We start from the raw sequence: 17,080 nt of genomic DNA, 5'->3' as shown, positions 1-17,080 counted from the left end.
TCGAACCGCTGATGAAATTACGCGACTAATCAGAGGGTGCGTGCCGGGCAGCAATGCCGGCCAATCGATCTGAAGCGTTGCATGGAACCGCGCCAGCCTGCGCAGGAGGGACTGAAATGTTCAAGCCGTCGGCAAAGGCCGCGATCCTTTCAATCGTGACCGCCGGCGCCATGCTGTCGTTCGGCATGGCGGCCGCCCGCGCCGGTGACGATGTCACCGAAGACCAGATCATCAAGGCGCTGACGCCCGAGAAGAAGCCGCTGACCCGCGGCCTCTCGGTCGGCCCGCAGACCTCCGCGCCGGGATTGAACGCCGACCAGGCCAAGTTCATGCAGAGCGTCCGCGGCCGCGCCACCCGCTCGCTGTCCTCGACCGAACGCGATGAAATCGCGACCATCGTCCAGGACAAGCCGAAGATCGATCTCGAGATCAACTTCGACTACAACTCCGCCGACATCAGCGCGAAGTCGCTGCCCTCGGTGCAGGCGCTCGGCCGCGCCCTGACCAACCAGGACCTGAAGGGCTCGACCTTCGTGGTCGCCGGCCACACCGACGCCGCCGGCGGCGAGGAATACAATCAGGGCCTCTCGGAGCGCCGCGCCGACGCCATCAAGCGCTATCTGGTCGACAAATACGGCATCAATGGCACCGATCTGGTCACCGTCGGCTATGGCAAGAGCAAGCTCAAGGACCCGAGCCACCCGATGGCGGAGGTCAACCGGCGCGTCCAGGTCGTCAACGTCGAAAACAAGGACACGGCGTCCAAGTGATCTGGCCCAAGTGATCTGGTTCAAGTGATCCAGAGCCGATCGGCGGTGGCGTGGCCGCTTTTTGAGGTTACAATGCGTCCCGCACCCCGGCGGGGCGCATTTGCTTGAGGGCAGAAGCCCGGAGCAGCCCACAGGTGACCCGCCTCACACGACGTCAGGGCTTGATCCGGAACAATGGACACCGGCCTTCCGCAGGCTCAAGGAATACGATGGCGAGCGTGATGAGACTTCGACGAGCGCCCAAGACAATCCCTGTCGATACGCGCCAAGTTCTGGATTGATCAGGCGATGAATTTTTCCCAATACCTCAAGCCTGCGCTCGGCACGGTGGTTTTCCTCGCGCTGGCTGTCGCCTATTACGCGTTCGAGCACCGCTCCCATCCGGAGGAAAAAGAGACGCCCGGCCAGGCGCTGGTCGTGGTGACGAAATCGACCAATGCCTGCTTCTCCGACATGGTCCGCGTCACCGGCTTCATCGTGCCGCGCCGCGAAGCGCAGGTGAATGTCGACCAGGACGGCTCCAAGGTCACCGACGTGCTGGTCCGCGAGGGCGACACCGTGACCGAGAACCAGGAACTGGCGCGATTGACCCCGCCGCCGCAACAAGCGGCTCAAGGCAATGCCAAACCGGTCGTGCTGCGGGCGCCGGCGGCCGGCCTCATCACCGAGGTGCGCACCGCGCCCGGCGCGCCGGCATCGCCGCAGGCTCCGCCGATGTTCAAGATCTCGGTCAACAACGAGATCGAGCTCGACGCCGAGGTGCCGGGCTTCCAGCTCCTGAAGCTCAATCCCGGCGCCAATGTGCGGATCAGCCGCGACGACGCGCCCGACATCGTCGGCAAGGTCCGCCAGATCTCGCCGCAGATCGACCGCGCCACTCAGCTCGGTCACGTCCGCATCACCATCAACAACAATCCGACGCTGAAGGTCGGCATGTTCGCGCGCGCCAATATCGATGCCAAGCGCTCCTGCGGCGTCGCGGTGCCGCGCACCGCGATCGACCGCCTGACCCTGCAGGTGGTGAAGGGCAACACCGTCGAGACCCGCAGGGTGCGCGTCGGACTGACCTCGGACACCTCGACTGAAATCCTTGAAGGCCTCGACGTCGGCGAAATCGTCGTGGCCGATGCTGGCACCTCGCTGCATGACGGCGACCAGATCAAGACCATGTTCGCCGACGAACTCGATCGCACGCGATCACGCTAATTCGGGCACGCTAATGGCTTTGAACATCTCGGCATGGTCGATCCGGAACCCGCTTCCCTCGATCGTCTTCTCGATCATCCTGCTGGTGCTGGGGTGGGTCTCCTTCACCAAGCTCGCGGTGACGCGGCTGCCGAGCGCCGACATTCCGGTGATCTCGGTCGCGGTCTCGCAGTTCGGCGCCGCGCCCTCGGAACTTGAGTCGCAGGTCACCAAGACGATCGAAGACGGCGTCTCCGGCGTCGAGGGCGTACGCCACATCTCCTCGTCGATCACCGACGGCCTGTCGGTGACCACGATCCAGTTCGCGCTGGAGACCAACACCGACCGCGCGCTCAACGACGTCAAGGACGCGGTGACCCGCGTGCGCGCCAACCTGCCGCAGAACGTCACCGAGCCGCTGATCCAGCGCGTCGACGTGATCGGCCTGCCGATCGTTACCTATGCGGCGATCTCGCCCGGCAAGACGCCGGAGCAGCTCTCATACTTTGTCGACGAGTGGTAAAGCGCGCGCTGCAGGGCGTGCGTGGCGTCGCCCAGGTCGAGCGCATCGGCGGTGTCGAGCGCGAGATCCTGGTCTCGCTCGATCCCGACAAATTGCAGGCCGTGGGCCTCACCGCGGTCAATGTCAGCCAGATCCTGCGCGGCACCAATGTCGACGTCGCCGGCGGCCGTGCCGAGATCGGCAAGAACGACCAGGCGATCCGCACGCTGGCCGGCGCCAAGACCCTTAACGAGCTCGCCGGCACCATGATTCCGCTGTTCGGCGGCGGCGAGATCCGGCTCGACGATCTCGGCACCGTTACCGACACCATCGCCGACCGGCGCACCTTCGCCCGTTTCAATGGCGAGCCCGTGGTGGCGCTCGGCATCAAGCGCTCCAAGGGCGCCAGCGACGTCGTGGTCGCCGCCGCGGTGCAGAAGCGGATCGACGCGCTGAAGGTGGCCTATCCCGACGTCGACCTCAAGCTGATCGACACCTCGGTCGAATTCACCAAGGGCAATTACGAAGCTGCGATCTCGACCTTGTTTGAGGGCGCGATCCTCGCCGTCATCATCGTGCTGCTGTTCCTGCGCGACATCCGCGCCACCATCATCGCCGCGGTCTCGCTGCCGCTGTCGATTTTCCCGGCGTTCTGGGCGATGGACCTGCTCGGTTTCTCGCTCAACCTGGTCTCATTCCTCGCCATCACGCTGTCGACCGGCATCCTGGTCGACGACGCCATCGTCGAGATCGAGAACATCGTCCGCCACATGCGGATGGGCAAGACGCCGTATCGTGCCGCGCTCGAAGCCGCCGACGAGATCGGCCTCGCGGTGATCGCGATCTCGCTCACCATCATCGCGATCTTTGCACCCGCGAGCTTCATGTCGGGGATCGCCGGGCAGTTCTTCAAGCAGTTCGGTATCACCGTGTCGGTGCAGGTGTTCTTCTCGCTGCTCGCGGCGCGCTTCGTGACGCCGATGCTGGCGGCCTACTTCCTCAAGCATCACGACCACGACGATCCGCCGCCCGGCCGCATCCTGCGCACCTATCACAGCCTCGTCACCTGGTCGGTGAAGCACCACTACATCACCGTGCTGCTCGGCTTTGCGGTGTTCGCCGCTTCGATCTGGAGCATCACGTTGCTGCCGCAGGGCTTCCTGCCGGCGCAGGACACCGCGCGCTCGTTGCTCGCGATGGAGCTGCCGCCCGGCTCGCAGCTTGCCTACACCGAGAAGGTCACCGAGGAGATCGTGGCGCGGCTGCGCAAGCGGCCCGAGGTGCGTAGCGTGTTCGTCGACGGCGGCCGGGTGCCGCCGGGTATCCAGGAGGTGCGGCGCGCCGCATTGATCATCAACTACACGCCGAGGCCGACCGCAGGATCACCCAGCGCGAGCTGGAGCTGTCGATCGGCAAGGAGCTCGACAACGTTCCCGACATCCGGTTCTGGTTCCTCGACGAGAATGGCCTGCGTGCCATCTCGCTGGTCGTCACCGGCACCGACAGCAATATCGTCAACAACGTCGCCAGCGAGCTGGCGACGCAGATGAAGCGGATCCCGATCATCGCCAATGTGATCTCGGAGACCGCGCTCGACCGGCCCGAGCTGCGCATCCGACCGCGCGCCGAGCTCGCGGCGCGGCTCGGCGTCTCGACCGAGAGCCTGTCGCAGACCATCCGCGTCGCCACCATCGGCGACGTCGGCCCGGCGCTCGCCAAGTTCGACGCCGGCGACCGCCAGGTGCCGATCCGCGTCCAGCTCGAAGACAATGCGCGCAGCGATTTGCAGATGCTGGAGCAGCTGCGCGTGCCGCTCGGCCAGCGCGGCGAGCGCGGCGGCGTGCCGCTCTCCGTCGTCGCCGACATCCAGCTCGACCAGGGCCCGACCAGCATCAACCGCTACGACCGCGAGCGGCAGGCGACTGTCGCTGCCGACTTGGTCGGCAATGCCGCACTCGGCGATGCCACCAAGCTGATCTACGACCTGCCGGTCATGAAAAGCCTGCCGAAGGGTGTCAAGGTCAGCCCGTCGGGCGACGCCGAGAGCCTCGCCGAGCTGTCCGACGGCTTCGCCACCGCGATCACCGCCGGCCTGATGATGGTCTATGCCGTGCTGGTGCTGCTGTTCGGCACCTTCCTGCAGCCAATCACCATCCTGTTCTCGCTGCCGCTCTCGATCGGCGGCGCGATCGGCGCGCTGCTTCTGACCGGCAAGCAGCTCACCACGCCGGTGTGGATCGGCATCCTGATGCTGATGGGCATCGTCACCAAGAACGCCATCATGCTGGTGGAGTTCGCGGTGGAGGCGATCCGCGACGGCAAGGCGCGCGAAGAGGCCATGATCGACGCCGGCATGAAGCGCGCCCGGCCGATCGTGATGACCACGATCGCGATGGCCGCCGGCATGATGCCGTCAGCGCTGGCGTTCGGCGCCGGCGGCGAATTCCGCTCGCCGATGGCGCTCGCGGTGATCGGCGGCCTGATCTTCTCGACCGTGCTGTCGCTGGTGTTCGTGCCGGCGATGTTCATGGTGATGGACGACATCGGCGGCCTGATCTGGCGCTTCGGCAAGCGGCTCGTGGTCTCGCATGCCGACCACGAGCTGACCCCGAGCGAGCCGAAGCCCGACGAGACCAAGCGGCAGGGCGGCCCGTCGAGCATGATCTCGCCCGCCGCGGAGTAAATCAGGGTCCGCATTCCAGAAGTTGCGAGCCGGCTGCACTCTCGGTGTGGTAGAGTAGCGGTCTTTCAGACCGGAGAGGAGGGCTCCCGATGACAGACCGCGAAGCAATCCATCGCTTGATCACTGAGGCATATGCCGCGCGCAACAAGGGCGACATTGATGAGCTGATGAAAGCATTTGGCCCCGGCGCGAGTTTCGAACTGGTCGGTGACAAAGAGGCTCTTCATCTGACCGGCGCCGTCGAAGGGCACGCGAATGTCCGGCAGGCGCTGTCGGATTTCATCACGGCGTTCCAGTTCGTGGATCGCAAGGTCACGAGCTTCCTCATCGATGGTGACCGCGTCGCCGTGCACTCGACCATCACGGTCCGCTTCATTCCGAAGGACATCACCGTCACGACGGAGGTCGTCGACCTCTTTAGGATCGAGAACGGCAAGATCGCCGAACTCGTCGAGTTCGGCGATACGGCGCTCCTGAGGCAAATCACGTCACCCTAGCGGTCGGGTCAGTAGAGCCTCGTGCGATAGGCCTCTTCCATCGCCTTCTCGGCGACCTCGACGTCGATGGCGGCGGTCTGCTCGGCGATGATCCGGCCGAGCGTCGGGAAGCTGTTGCGTTCGACCTGCGCAGCGGGGCTCCACAGCTTCGAGCGCATCAGCGCCTTGCCGCAATGGAAGTAGACTTCATCGACATACACCTTGAGGCCGATGATCGGCGTCACGTTCTGCACCGTCAGCGGGGTCAAGAGATCCGGCTCCTGCGAAATCTCCGCCCGCCCGTTGATGCGCAGGGTCTCGTTGATGCCCGGCACCATGAAGATCAACCCGACCCCGGGCGACGCGATGATATTGCCGAACGTATCGACGCGGTTGTTGCCGCGCCGGTCCGGGATCAGCAGCGTCTTGTCGTCAATCACCGAGACGAAGCCGGGCGCGTCGCCGCGCGGGCTGGCGTCGGCATGACCGTTGCCGTCGCTGGAGGCGATGATGAGGAACGGCGAGAGCGCGATGAAGTCGCGGCAGAACTTGTCGAGATGGTGGAGGACCTTCTTCTCGGCGAGCGGGCTCACCTGCCCGAAATGGCCGCGGAGATCCTCCTGCGACTTGACCGGTGGCTTGCCGCCCGCGCCCTGCTGATCCATGGCGAATCTCCCTTTTTGGTCAGTCTATAGCACGTCGATCCCTGAATTGATGCTTCCCGCACGGTGCGCATTTGCCGCGCCCGGAGAGAGCGCGGCGTCATGAGGGACTCCGCCGCAGGTGTCTTTGTCGATGCGTTTGAGGGACGAAGATGTGCTCGGCGATCTCGCTGCGCCAAAAAACGCAACACCCGGAACGCAAAACCCCTGCGGTCAACGGGAAAGAGACCGCAGGGGTTTGCAGGTGGATGGCGTGAGGCCAGCAAAGCTGGGTGTCACCCCAAGGACCGGCGGGCCGATGAAAGCGATACCGGCCTCGTCATGCAAGCACGTCTTTTAGGCAGGAGTGCGTCAGCATTCGCAAGCGACGCGCGCGAGAGGATCAAATCCTCGCGCGCGCGTTGCATGCCATCATTTCTTGGTCGACGCGTTTTCTTGACGCGAGCCGGCGACTACTTCGCTCGAAAACGCTCTAATCGTTGCGCGCGACCGCCGTCAGCTTGGTCATGTTGTGCAGCATGATCCGGCCGCGCTGCAGGTCGACGATGCCGTCCTTGCGCCAGGTCTGCAGTTGCCGGTTGACGCTCTCGCGCGCGGCGCCGACGAATATGCCGAGCTGTTCCTGCGAGATGTGCACCTCGGAGCCGAAATCCTCGGCCAGCGCACAGAGCCGGCGTGCAAGTCGGACCGGCAATGGCTGCAGCACGGATTCTTCCATCCGCTCGCTCTGCCAGCGGATGCGCTGGCACAGCAATGCGATCAGCCTGACCGCGACCTTCGGCTCACGCTCGAGGAAGCCGAGGAAATCCTCCCGCCGCAAGACGAACAACTCGGTGGGCTCGCCCGCGGTCGCATCCGCGGTGCGATCCTGGCCGTCGAGGACGGCGACTTCGCCGAACAGATCGCCGGATCCCATGAAGTTCAGTGTGAGCCGGCTGCCGTCGGAGGCCCCAGTCTCGATGCGCATCTGGCCGCGGCGGACCCCGAACAGGGCGTCGCCGGGATCGCCTTTCTGGAACAGCACCTCGCCGGTGGCGAGCTGCTGGGTGTGGCAGAGGCCCGAAAGCCGCTGCAACTCGTCCGCACCGAGATCGGCGAACATCGGGTTCATTTTCAGAATGACCGCAAATTCGGCCTGTTTGCTCATTGTATTGCCTTCCAAATCCATCCGAGCGGTCCCCTGACGCCCGGTTAGCAAAAATCACCCTCATAAGAGTGTGTGAGAGGTCACATAAGTTCATGCTGGTAACGGATTATTTTTGCGGTCATTGCAGCGAGGCCTCGTTTGCGGGGTAATCTCGTGCGACCGGCCGTGCCTTTGCGCGGTGGAACCCTGTCCGCCCGGCCTGGAATATCGAGATGAGAGCACTGAAATTCGCCGGGGCCGCCATTGCTGCCGTGATCGTGATCGTCGCCCTGGTGGCCGCGGTCGGGATCCCGTCCTCCTTCCTGACGTCTGCCATTACCGAGCGGGTCGAGCGCGAGACCGGCTTCAAGCTCAGCATCAATGGCGGCGCCAAGGTTAGCCTCTGGCCGACGGTCAATCTGACGCTCAGCGACGTCGTGTTGCAGGACCCGCGGGAGCGCGAGGCCGGCAGCCGGTTCGCAGCGAGCCGCGTCGCAGCCGAGATGACGCTGGCGAGCCTGTGGTCGGGCCGGCCGACATCACCGACCTCGTGATCGAGAAGCCGGTGGTCAATCTGCCGTTGCAGCGCGAGCGCACCCGCGACCACAATCCGCCGGCGAAGTCCTCCACGTCCGATCAAGGCGGCATCACGATCCGGCATGTCGGCATCACCGGCGGCACCATCGTGTTCTCCAATGTGCGCGACCGGGTCGAGAACCGGGTCGAGGCGCTGAAGCTGGACGCGACCATCGGCGACGACCGCAAGATCGTCGTCACCGGTGACGCGCGCACGGGCGACAAGCCGCTGAAGTTCGAGATCCGCGCGACCGCGCCGCAGGCGCCGCTCGAGCGCCAGAACGTGCCGGCCGAATTCACCATCGATGCGCCCGGCCTGTTGCCGGCGACGATCAAGGCCAATGCGGAAGCGCGGTTGAACGGCACGGTTGTGATGTTCAACGGCGTATCCGGCACGCTCGGCGACGGCGGCTTCACCGGCTGGGCTTCGGTGGATTTCGCCAGCAACAAGCCGCTGGTGAAGCTCGATCTCGACTTCCAGCGCATCTCGATCGCGATGCCGCCGGACCAGTCCGGAACCACGCAGCCACTGGGCACCAACAGCTGGAGCAACGCCTCGATCGATCTTGCCGGGCTCAACTATGTCGACGCGCAGGCGCGCATCTCGGCGGCGGAGCTCGTGATCGGCGATGGCCGCTTCGCGCAGGCTGCGATCGAGGCGTCGGTCGACAGCGGCGTGCTGAAGGGTAAGCTCACCAATCTCGGCGCCTATGAGGGCACCGCCAATGGCGACGTCACCATCGACGCGAGAAGCGCGACACCGACCTACGCGTTGCGGCTCGACCTTGCCGGCGTGCGGGCGCTGCCGGTGCTGAACAGCCTCGCCGAGTTCGACAAGCTCGACGGCAGGATGCAGGCGAAGCTCGCGCTGACCTCGCAGGGCAATAGCGAGCGCGCCATCGTCGGCAATCTCGGCGGCACCACCTTCGTCGTGTTCCAGGACGGCAAGATCCTCGGCCTCAACGTCGCGCAGATGATCCGCAACCTCACCACCGGCACCTTGTCCGGCTGGCAGCAGGGTGAGGCGCTGTCGACCGATCTCAGCCAGCTCTCGGCCTCGTTCAAGCTCGACAAGGGCCAGGCCGTCACCACCGATCTCAACCTGATCGGTCCGCTGGTGAAGATGAGCGGGGTCGGCACGATCGATCTCAACACCCGCCAGATCGGGTTCCGCGTCGAGCCGCAGCTGGTGATGACCACCGAGGGCCAGGGCCGCACCGGCAATCCGGTCGGCCTCGGCATTCCCGTGATGGTCGAGGGGCCCTGGGTCAGCCCGCGGATCTATCCGGAGATGCAGGGCATCCTCGACAATCCCCAGGCCGCCTATGCCAAGCTGAAGGAGATGGGCAAGGGCCTGTTCGGGGCGAACGGCCAGGGGCTGAGCCAGGGCCTCAACGGGCTCACCAACCTGCTCAACGGCGTGCAGGGCGGTGGAACCGGCACACAGCCCGGCACCGGTCAGCCACCTGGCGGCGGCGCCGGCCAGACCAACCCGCTCGGCGGGCAACTCGGCGACACCATCGGGAACCTGCTGCAGCAGGGCCTCTCCACCCTCAATCAAGGCAACGCCTCCCGCCCGAGCCGCAGCCTCGCCCAGCCCACCCCGGACGCACCGCAGGCCGCTGCGCCGCCGCCTAGCCCCCCGCCCGCCGACACTGCCGAGCAGCGCGACAACCCGGCGATGAACGACGTGCTGCGGCAGCTGTTCAATCGCTGATATTCCCGGATGTCCCACGCCAATATCGAAGGCCAACACGGCTAACCATGCGGCTGGAGGGGCCGCCCCACCCTGCCGATCCGTGCTAAACAGCGCGGGATACATTGGCGCACCCGACGGATTGGAGGGGACGGACGAGGCTGGATGAACGGGGCTACGGACAAGGGCAAGAACTGGTTCCTGCGCGGCGGCCTGTTCGCCAAATACGTCCTCGCGCTGGTCGGCCTCGTCGTGTTCGTGCTGGCGGTCAACGGCGCGCTCGAGACCTGGATCAGCTACCGCGGCATCAAGAGCACGCTGACCGACGCGATGAGCGAGAAGGCGGACGCCACCGCCAAGCACATCGAGCAGTCGCTCTCCGACCTCGAGCGCCAGATCTCCTGGGTGACCCGCGCCTCCTCCAACACGATCGAGCTGCGCCGCGCCGACTATGCCCAGCTGCTCGGCCAGGTGCCGGCAGTAAACCAGCTCACGCTGATCAACGGCCAGGGCCGCGAGCTGCTGCGGCTGTCGCGCCAGACCGTCACGGTGAACTCCAACGCCGATCTCTCCCGCGACCTCCGCTTCACCGAGGCGGTCGAGCGCGGCACCGCTTACGCGCCAGCGTATTTCCGCGACGAGCGGCCGTTTATGTCGATCGGCGAGCAGCATTCCGGCTTCAATGCCGGCGTCACCGTGGCCGAGATCGACCTGCGCTTCCTCAACGATTATTTCGGCGATTCCCAGGTCGGCCGCACCGCCTATGCCTATGTCGTCGACGCCAAGGGCCGCGTGCTGGCGAGCTCGTCGAAGGGGCCGGAGGTCGGCAAGGATCTCGCCGCGCTGCCGCAGGTCGCCGCGGTGCTCTCGCACAACGCTAGGCCGATCACCTCCGGCAAGGATGTCGACGGCAACGCGGTGCTGACAACAGCGACATCGGCGCCGAACCTCGGCTGGCACGTGTTCTATGAGCAGCCGACGTCGCAGGCGCTCTCCCCGATCCGCGACCAGCTGGTGCGCATCGCGCTCCTGATCGCGCTCGGCCTCGTGGTCGCGATCATCGCCGGCACCATCCTGGCGCGGCGCATGCTGGTGCCGATCACTGCGCTGCGCACGGGCGCGCGGCGGCTCGGCGCCGGCGATTTCGGCCATCGCATCGAGGTCAAGACATCAGACGAGCTGGAAGAGCTCGCCGGGCAATTCAACAGCATGGCCGGACAGCTTGCCGAGACCTACTCCGATCTCGAGGCCAAGGTGAAGGAGCGCACCCGCGACCTTGCGCAGTCGATCAACGAGCTGAAGGTGCTGGAGGAGGTCGGCCGCGCGGTGGCGTCCTCGCTCGACCTCAACGCCGTGCTGCCGACGGTCGCCGCCCGCGCGCTCGAGATCACCCATGCCGACGCCGTGCTGATCTATGGCTATGACGCCGCGCGGCGTGCATTCAACCTGACGCAATCGATCGGCATCGACGGCGACGCCGAAGGTCACCATCGCGCGATCGACGCTGACAACAGCCCGCTCGGCGAGGCCGCCGCCAAGGGCGAGCCGCTGGCGTTCCCGGATCTCGCCACCAGAGCGTTTTCGAGCGAAGTGGATACCGGTTCGCGTGAAGAAAACGCGTTGGGACAAGAGTCCCAGCCCGAGCATCCCTTGCGCGATGTCGTGGTCGGCGCCGGCTTCCACTCGGTGCTGGTGGTGCCGCTGGTCGACCAGCAGGGCGTGCTCGGCTCGCTGGTGGTGCTGCGCAAGGCGGCCGGCGATTTCCCCGCGGGCTTGATCGGCCTGATGAAGACCTTCGCGCACCAGGCCGTGCTGGCGATGCGCAATGCGCGGTTGTTCACCGAGGTCGACCAGAAGAGCCACGCGCTGGAACAGGCCAATTCCACCGTGCGCGAGCAGGCCGACAAGCTCAAGCAGCAGACCGAGCAGCTCACCGATTGGAACAAGTCGCTGGAGGCGCGGGTCGAGACCCAGCTCGGCGAGATCGAGCGCATCCGCAAGCTCGAGCGTTTCCTGGCGCCGCAGGTGGCGCAGCTGATCGCCTCGTCCGACAATCCCGAGGGCCTGCTCGAGAGCCACCGCCGCGAGGTGACGGTGGTGTTCTGCGACCTGCGCGGCTTTACGGCCTTCACCGAGGCGACCGAGCCGGAAGAGGCGATGAACGTGCTGCGCGAATACCACGCGGCGCTCGGAAAGCTGATCTTTAAGTATGAAGGCACGCTCGACAAATATGCCGGCGACGGCGTGATGATCCTGTTCAACGCGCCGATCCAGCTCGCCGACCACACCGCGCGCGCCGTGCGAATGGCGGTGGAGATGCGCGACACGGTCGGCCCGCTGACCGAGAAATGGCGCAACCGCGGCCATAGTCTCGGCTTCGGCATCGGCATTGCGCTCGGCTATGCGACGCTCGGCCAGGTCGGCTTCGAGCAGCGGCTGGAATATGCCGCGATCGGCAGCGTCACCAACCTCGCCTCCCGCCTGTGCGGCGAAGCCAAGCCCAACCAGATCGTGGTCAGCCGCCGCGTCTACGGCATGGTCGAGCCTTACGTCGAAGGCCGCGCCATCGACGACCTCGTCGTGAAGGGCTTCAACCACCCGATCCTGGCTGCGGAGATTCTCAGCTGGAAAGGCGAGCCATCAGCGGAAGCTGCGGCGGAGTGAGGCGCGTCACGGAACCGGTCCCGCGCCCGGCTTGTTTTCGCGCCAAACGGGTATATATTACCACTGTTCGATTAGCCGTTGCGCCTTGTTGAATGGTCCCATCGGCCTTCCTCCAAAGACATCGCCAGTTGAATTGGTGACGCGTCCATCACGCGAAATGTCTGCTTTGGAGAAGAGATATGGCAACAGGTACTGTGAAGTGGTTCAACGGCCAGAAGGGCTTTGGTTTCATTCAGCCGGATGACGGCAGCAAGGATGTGTTCGTTCACATCAGCGCCGTCGAGCGCGCCGGTCTGTCGGGCCTCGCCGAAGGCCAGAAGGTGTCGTTCGAGCTGAAGACCGACAAGATGCGTGGCAAGACCAGCGCCGAGAATCTTCAGCTGGCCTGAGTCCGCATCCTTCTGCGACCTGACGCTTCGCGTTGGTCGCAAAGGAAAGCCGGTTCAGGCTTTCCGGATGATGCTCAGCTCATGCCGCAGCGTCATTCCACGGATGTACTGGAGTGACTGCCAGGCCCGCTCGATCTGCACAGGTTGGGCGGGCCTTGGCGTATTTGAAGCAAGGATGACCATGGCCACCCGAACGCCGCCTGCTCCCACCCCCGACAGCCTCGCGCGCGCCGAACGCCAGCGGCTTGCGGCCGAAGAGGGTGCCCGCGCCATGGCCGATGTCGAGCGCGAGGCAATCGCCGTGCGCCAGAACATGGAGCGCCTGCGCGCGCTCCGCGAAGCCCGCGATGCCGATGCCGCGGCGCAGATGGAAGCGCCGACGGCCGCCAAGCCAAAGCCCACACGACGCGTCAAGCGCATCGTGCGCTGACGGACTGCCGCGCGCGAGCGGCGAAGTAAGCCCGCGCTCTCTCCCCACGTCGTCCCGGGCAAGCGTAGCGCGACCCGGGACCATAACCACAGGGCGAGGTTACGGCGCGACGCTGTGGCCGAGCATCGCACCACAATCGTCATTCGTGGTTATGGGTCCCTGCTTCCGCAGGGACGACAGCGAATATGCGGTCCCGATCTTGATTCGATTATCAAGCAGCTGAGAAAAGTGCGCCGGCATTCTCGCGACAAATCAACATCAAGTGAATCTGGTTGCCTCCGCAATCACGATCCCGACCACGTCCACCCCTCCCAGGAATAACCCATCCCCCTGCTCGCTCGCGTCATGACGGGCGCGTGCGAACGCGCGCCTGCGCGACAACAAGAACAAGCAGGATGGTCTGATGACGGGATTCGACGGGGCGCCGGCTGCGGCGTCGGTGGTGGCGCTGCACTGCTCGCTGGGGTCGGGTCGGCAATGGACGAAACTCGCGGCCGCGCTCGGCGGCGACGGGTTCATGGCGCCGGATATTTCCGGCTATGGTGTCGCCGCCTGCGGGCGCGACTGGCCGCGGACGCTGGATGGCGAGATCGCGCGGCTCGAGCCCTGGCTCGCCAAGGCCACCGGACCGATCCATCTGATCGGGCATTCCTATGGCGGAGCGATCGCGTTTCGGCTGGCGACCGCGTCGGCCTATGCGTCGCGCGTTCGCAGCCTGACATTGATCGAGCCGGTGCTGCCGACATTGCTGCGCGACACGCCCGCCGATGCGCGGCTGTACGAGCGCTTCGCAGGGATCGCGCGGGTGGTGTCGCAGGATATTTTCGACGGCGCGGCGCTGGAGGCGGTGGAGGCGTTCACCGCGTTCTGGGCCGGCTCCGGCCCGCGCGAGCAGTTCTCGCCGAGCGGGCGGCTGCGGATGATCGAGCAGGCCGACAAGCTGCCGTACGATTTCAACGCCGCGCTCGATCTCCACGGCGTGGCGGCGGCCGCGTCCGCGCTGAAGGTGCCGACGCTGTTGATGTCGGGCGGCTGTCGCCCTATGTGACGCAGCGCATCGTCGCCAAGCTCGCCGCGATCATTGATGGCGCCGAGCTGCGGCATCTGCCCGCCGCCGGCCACATGCTGCCGGTGACCCATGCCGAGCGGGTGAATCCGGAGATCCTGCGGCACATCTGGCGCGCGGAAGAACTGGCGAAGCTCGCGCTGGCAGGCGATGCCGGCGCGACAGAGACGGCGCAGCCGGCTGGTTCGGCGAGGCCGCATCTGGTAATGAGGAGGCCCTCATTTTGGGAATAGTTTGCAGATGAGTTTGCGGCTCCAGCGATTGATGGGTTTCGCTTCGCTCTACCCATCCTACGGACACCGCGCTTTAGCCGTGGCCGCCTCCGCGCTGTTTGTGCTCGCGGCCACTCCCGCGTCCGCCGCGGGCGAGGCCGACGCCGTGCCGAAGGGCGCGGCGGTGACGGTGCTGAAGGCCTCGAAATACTGCTTCGGCAATATCGTCGAGGTCTCGGGCATCGTGCTGCCGCGCGACGAGCAACAGGTGCGGCCCGACCGGTTCGGCTTGAAGGTCGCGGAGGTGAAGGCCGATCCCGGCGACACCGTCACCGCGGGCCAGGTGCTGGCGCGGCTGACTGACGGCGCCAACTCGATCAACCTCACGGCGCCGGTGGCGGGCACGATCTCGGCATCATCGGCGATCGTCGGCGCGCCGGCCTCCGGCAAGGACGCGCTGTTCTCGATCATCGCCAAGAGCGAATACGACCTGGTCGGCATGGTGCCGACCCGCGACATCGCCAAGCTGAAGACCGAACAGAGCGCAAAGCTGAAGATCATCGGTGCCGGCGAGATGGACGGCAAGGTGCGGTTGATCGCGCCAACCATCGAGCCGAACAGCCAGCTCGGCCAGGTGTTCGTCGGGATCGGCGGCAACAAGCGGCTGCTGGTGAATTCGTCCGGCCGCGCGCAGATCAAGACCGGGCAGAGCTGCGGCGTCGCGGTGCCGCTGACCGCGATCCTCTATTCCACCGCCGGCACCGTGGTGCAGGTGGTGCGCGGCGGCCGCGTCGAGACGCGGCGGGTGGAGACGGGATTGATGTCGGCCGGCCAGGTCGAGATCCGCGACGGCATCCAGGAGGGCGACATCGTCGTCGCCCGCGCCGGCGCGCTGCTGCGCGAGGGCGATCCGGTGCGCCCGGTGGGGGCGAGCGCCGACGCTAAGTGAGTGGGCACCGGATAAACGGTGTCGTCCCGGGCAAGCGAAGCGCGACCCGGGACCCATAACCACCAATGTGAATTGTCTTGAAGAGTTGTGGCCACAGCGCGCTTCAACAACGCCGCCCCGTGGTGATCGGTCCCTGCTTTCGCAGGGACGACGCGCGGAAAGAGCTCGGCCTCAGCCGCCGAGCTTGATGTCTTCCAGCAGCGAGGACGACACGCTCGGCACCTGCTCGCCTTCGCTCGCGCGCGAGATCGCGACGCGGGTCTTGTTGAAGGCGGTCTCTGCGCCGGCCTGGGCGTTGAGATTGTTGATCAGCTCCGAGACCAGGACGCTGTTGGCGCCCTTGGAGTCATCGGCGACCTTGCCCGGCGTCGTCGAGCTCAGCACGATGGTGTTCTCCGGCGGGCTGATCGGGGCGAGGCCGTGCGAGAAGGCGCGGAAGCGGCGCTCATAGGGATTGCGACGCGACGCATCGAGCACCACGAGCTTGGCCTTGGCACCGCGCTCCTTCATCGCATCGAGCACGGACTCGACGCTGACGCCGGTGCGCTTGACGTCGGCTTCCTTCCAGATCGTGGCATCGACCGGGATCATGTAGCTTTCCCGGCCGACCTGCACGCCGTAGCCGCCGAAGAACAGCATCACGACGGTGTCAGGGCGGATCTTGGCCTTCATGCGCTCGACCGCGCGGAACATGTCGTCCTTGGTCGCATCCTCGACCACGTCGACGTCAAAACCCTCGTGGCGCAGCGCTGACGACAGCGTGCGGGCATCGTTGATCGGCTGGGCCAGCGGCGCTGAGGCGTCCGGGTAATGGCCATTGCCGATGATCAGTGCGAGACGGGAGGCGCCGGCCGCAATGCTGCCGGTGCTGCCGACGGCGACAGCCCCCGCGGGTTCCTTTGCGACATCGAGCGTGCGCTTGTTGAGCGCGGCATGGGCACCGATCGCCAGCGACACCGTGCCGGCCACCGCCACGCAGACGGCGATGGTGCGACGGGAAAGTTGAAGCTGCCTAAGGTTCATAGCGTTCCTAGTCCCAATCCTTGTCCCGAAGGCGCTCGAACAAAATCGCGCCAGTTAGTCGCGTCAGAAGCGGTCAGGTTTAATGGGGTTGAGCTGTGTGTGCCGTTGATTGATCTCAATTTGCGGCGCCGCAACAAACACTCCCTTAACCCGGACGGCAGGCCGGGGCAACCCGATTTGCTGCATGCTGCCGCCCGGCACAGGCCATTGACGCCGTTAAAATCCCGTTACGTGACCTCGATCACATTTGTATTTTGTACGGATTCATGTAGCTTTCCAAAGGCTTGCGCGTTTGGGGGAGAACCGGGGGAAACACCGCCGGGGCTGCGGCGTTAACCGGTTCCTTGAGAAAGGGATTCATGAGCCTTCACGAGATCGCCGGGGCCGTGTGCCGGTCGCTGACCGCCAAAAAGGACGGCCCGTCGCTTTACGACGTCTGCGACCCCGTATTGCAGGCCTATCGCGGCGGCGATCCCCATCTCGGAAAGTTCTACCGGACCGCGCTAGGCAATCCGCCGCTGCGCGCGCTGCTCCGCCGCACCGGCCTGCCAGCGCTGCGAGACCCCGACCGCCTCGCCGGCCTGCGCGCGGCGCTGATCCAGGCGCGCGACGCCGAGGCGCCAGACTGGGCCGCGGTCGCGCCCCCGTCGCCGACTGATGGACGGCATCGG

The 17,080-nt window shown here is 65.7% G+C and carries 14 protein-coding genes and 2 pseudogenes; 13 read left to right on the top strand and 3 right to left on the bottom strand.

The genetic code is table 11. The annotated features are described in order from the left end of the window. Positions 1-116 precede the first annotated feature (116 nt). From ALC15_RS34220 to ALC15_RS34205, 4 genes and pseudogenes are all read left to right on the top strand, one after another. Entirely contained in the window at positions 117-770 is a 654-nt protein-coding gene (locus ALC15_RS34220; protein ID WP_050631101.1) for an OmpA family protein, read from the top strand. A gap of 288 nt (positions 771-1,058) precedes the next feature. Then, entirely contained in the window at positions 1,059-1,976 is a 918-nt protein-coding gene (locus ALC15_RS34215; RefSeq protein ID WP_050631100.1) for an efflux RND transporter periplasmic adaptor subunit, read from the top strand. A gap of 13 nt (positions 1,977-1,989) precedes the next feature. Further along, a pseudogene (locus tag ALC15_RS34210) lies at positions 1,990-5,140 on the top strand (efflux RND transporter permease subunit). 89 nt (positions 5,141-5,229) lie between these two features. Next, on the top strand, positions 5,230-5,637 hold the full coding sequence (locus tag ALC15_RS34205) for a nuclear transport factor 2 family protein (protein ID WP_050631099.1): 408 nt from the start codon (positions 5,230-5,232) through the stop codon (positions 5,635-5,637). Between the two features lie 8 nt (positions 5,638-5,645). Here ALC15_RS34205 and ALC15_RS34200 read toward each other — a convergent pair whose 3' ends face one another. Then, positions 5,646-6,281, bottom strand: a complete 636-nt coding sequence (locus ALC15_RS34200) for a pyridoxamine 5'-phosphate oxidase family protein (protein ID WP_050631098.1) — start codon at positions 6,279-6,281, stop codon at positions 5,646-5,648. A 469-nt stretch (positions 6,282-6,750) separates the two neighbouring features. Beyond that, positions 6,751-7,425 carry a Crp/Fnr family transcriptional regulator gene (locus ALC15_RS34195; protein WP_050631133.1) on the bottom strand — a complete coding sequence of 225 codons (675 nt, stop codon included), beginning with the start codon at positions 7,423-7,425 and terminating at the stop codon, positions 6,751-6,753. Between the two features lie 212 nt (positions 7,426-7,637). On the opposite strand from ALC15_RS34195, the gene ALC15_RS48015 reads away from it, so the two are divergent. The 8 genes from ALC15_RS48015 to ALC15_RS34160 all read left to right on the top strand — a co-directional run bounded on the left by ALC15_RS48015 (position 7,638) and on the right by ALC15_RS34160 (position 15,386). Then, entirely contained in the window at positions 7,638-7,958 is a 321-nt protein-coding gene (locus ALC15_RS48015) for an AsmA family protein (RefSeq protein ID WP_430649219.1), read from the top strand. Continuing rightward, positions 7,925-9,697: an AsmA family protein gene (locus ALC15_RS34190; RefSeq protein WP_430649218.1), complete on the top strand. Its 1,773-nt coding sequence runs from the start codon at positions 7,925-7,927 to the stop codon at positions 9,695-9,697. Before ALC15_RS48015 ends, ALC15_RS34190 begins: the two co-directional genes overlap by 34 nt. A 144-nt stretch (positions 9,698-9,841) precedes the next feature. Next, on the top strand, positions 9,842-12,340 hold the full coding sequence (locus ALC15_RS34185) for an adenylate/guanylate cyclase domain-containing protein (protein ID WP_050631097.1): 2,499 nt from the start codon (positions 9,842-9,844) through the stop codon (positions 12,338-12,340). A 179-nt stretch (positions 12,341-12,519) separates the two neighbouring features. Beyond that, on the top strand, positions 12,520-12,729 hold the full coding sequence (locus ALC15_RS34180; RefSeq protein WP_021078030.1) for a cold-shock protein: 210 nt from the start codon (positions 12,520-12,522) through the stop codon (positions 12,727-12,729). 175 nt (positions 12,730-12,904) lie between these two features. Continuing rightward, entirely contained in the window at positions 12,905-13,159 is a 255-nt protein-coding gene (locus ALC15_RS34175; protein ID WP_430649217.1) for a hypothetical protein, read from the top strand. Positions 13,160-13,562: 403 nt separating this feature from the next. Next, positions 13,563-14,207 (top strand): alpha/beta fold hydrolase, encoded by a 645-nt coding sequence (locus tag ALC15_RS34170; protein ID WP_050631096.1) that lies wholly within the window; start codon positions 13,563-13,565, stop codon positions 14,205-14,207. Next, positions 14,204-14,458 (top strand): alpha/beta fold hydrolase, encoded by a 255-nt coding sequence (locus tag ALC15_RS34165; RefSeq protein WP_050631095.1) that lies wholly within the window; start codon positions 14,204-14,206, stop codon positions 14,456-14,458. Before ALC15_RS34170 ends, ALC15_RS34165 begins: the two co-directional genes overlap by 4 nt. 7 nt (positions 14,459-14,465) lie before the next feature. Then, on the top strand, positions 14,466-15,386 hold the full coding sequence (locus ALC15_RS34160; protein ID WP_244486376.1) for an efflux RND transporter periplasmic adaptor subunit: 921 nt from the start codon (positions 14,466-14,468) through the stop codon (positions 15,384-15,386). Positions 15,387-15,557: 171 nt separating this feature from the next. On the opposite strand, the gene ALC15_RS34155 is transcribed toward ALC15_RS34160, so the two are convergent. Beyond that, positions 15,558-16,409, bottom strand: coding sequence for a caspase family protein (locus ALC15_RS34155; RefSeq protein WP_050631093.1), 852 nt, complete (start codon positions 16,407-16,409; stop codon positions 15,558-15,560). Positions 16,410-16,768: 359 nt separating this feature from the next. On the opposite strand from ALC15_RS34155, the pseudogene ALC15_RS34150 reads away from it, so the two are divergent. Then, positions 16,769-17,080 (top strand): annotated as a pseudogene (locus ALC15_RS34150) (hypothetical protein); the annotation flags it as partial.

Origin of the sequence: Bradyrhizobium viridifuturi (assembly GCF_001238275.1) — a bacterium.
Lineage (GTDB): Bacteria > Pseudomonadota > Alphaproteobacteria > Rhizobiales > Xanthobacteraceae > Bradyrhizobium > Bradyrhizobium viridifuturi.
This window is presented reverse-complemented; position numbering and strand designations above follow the sequence as displayed.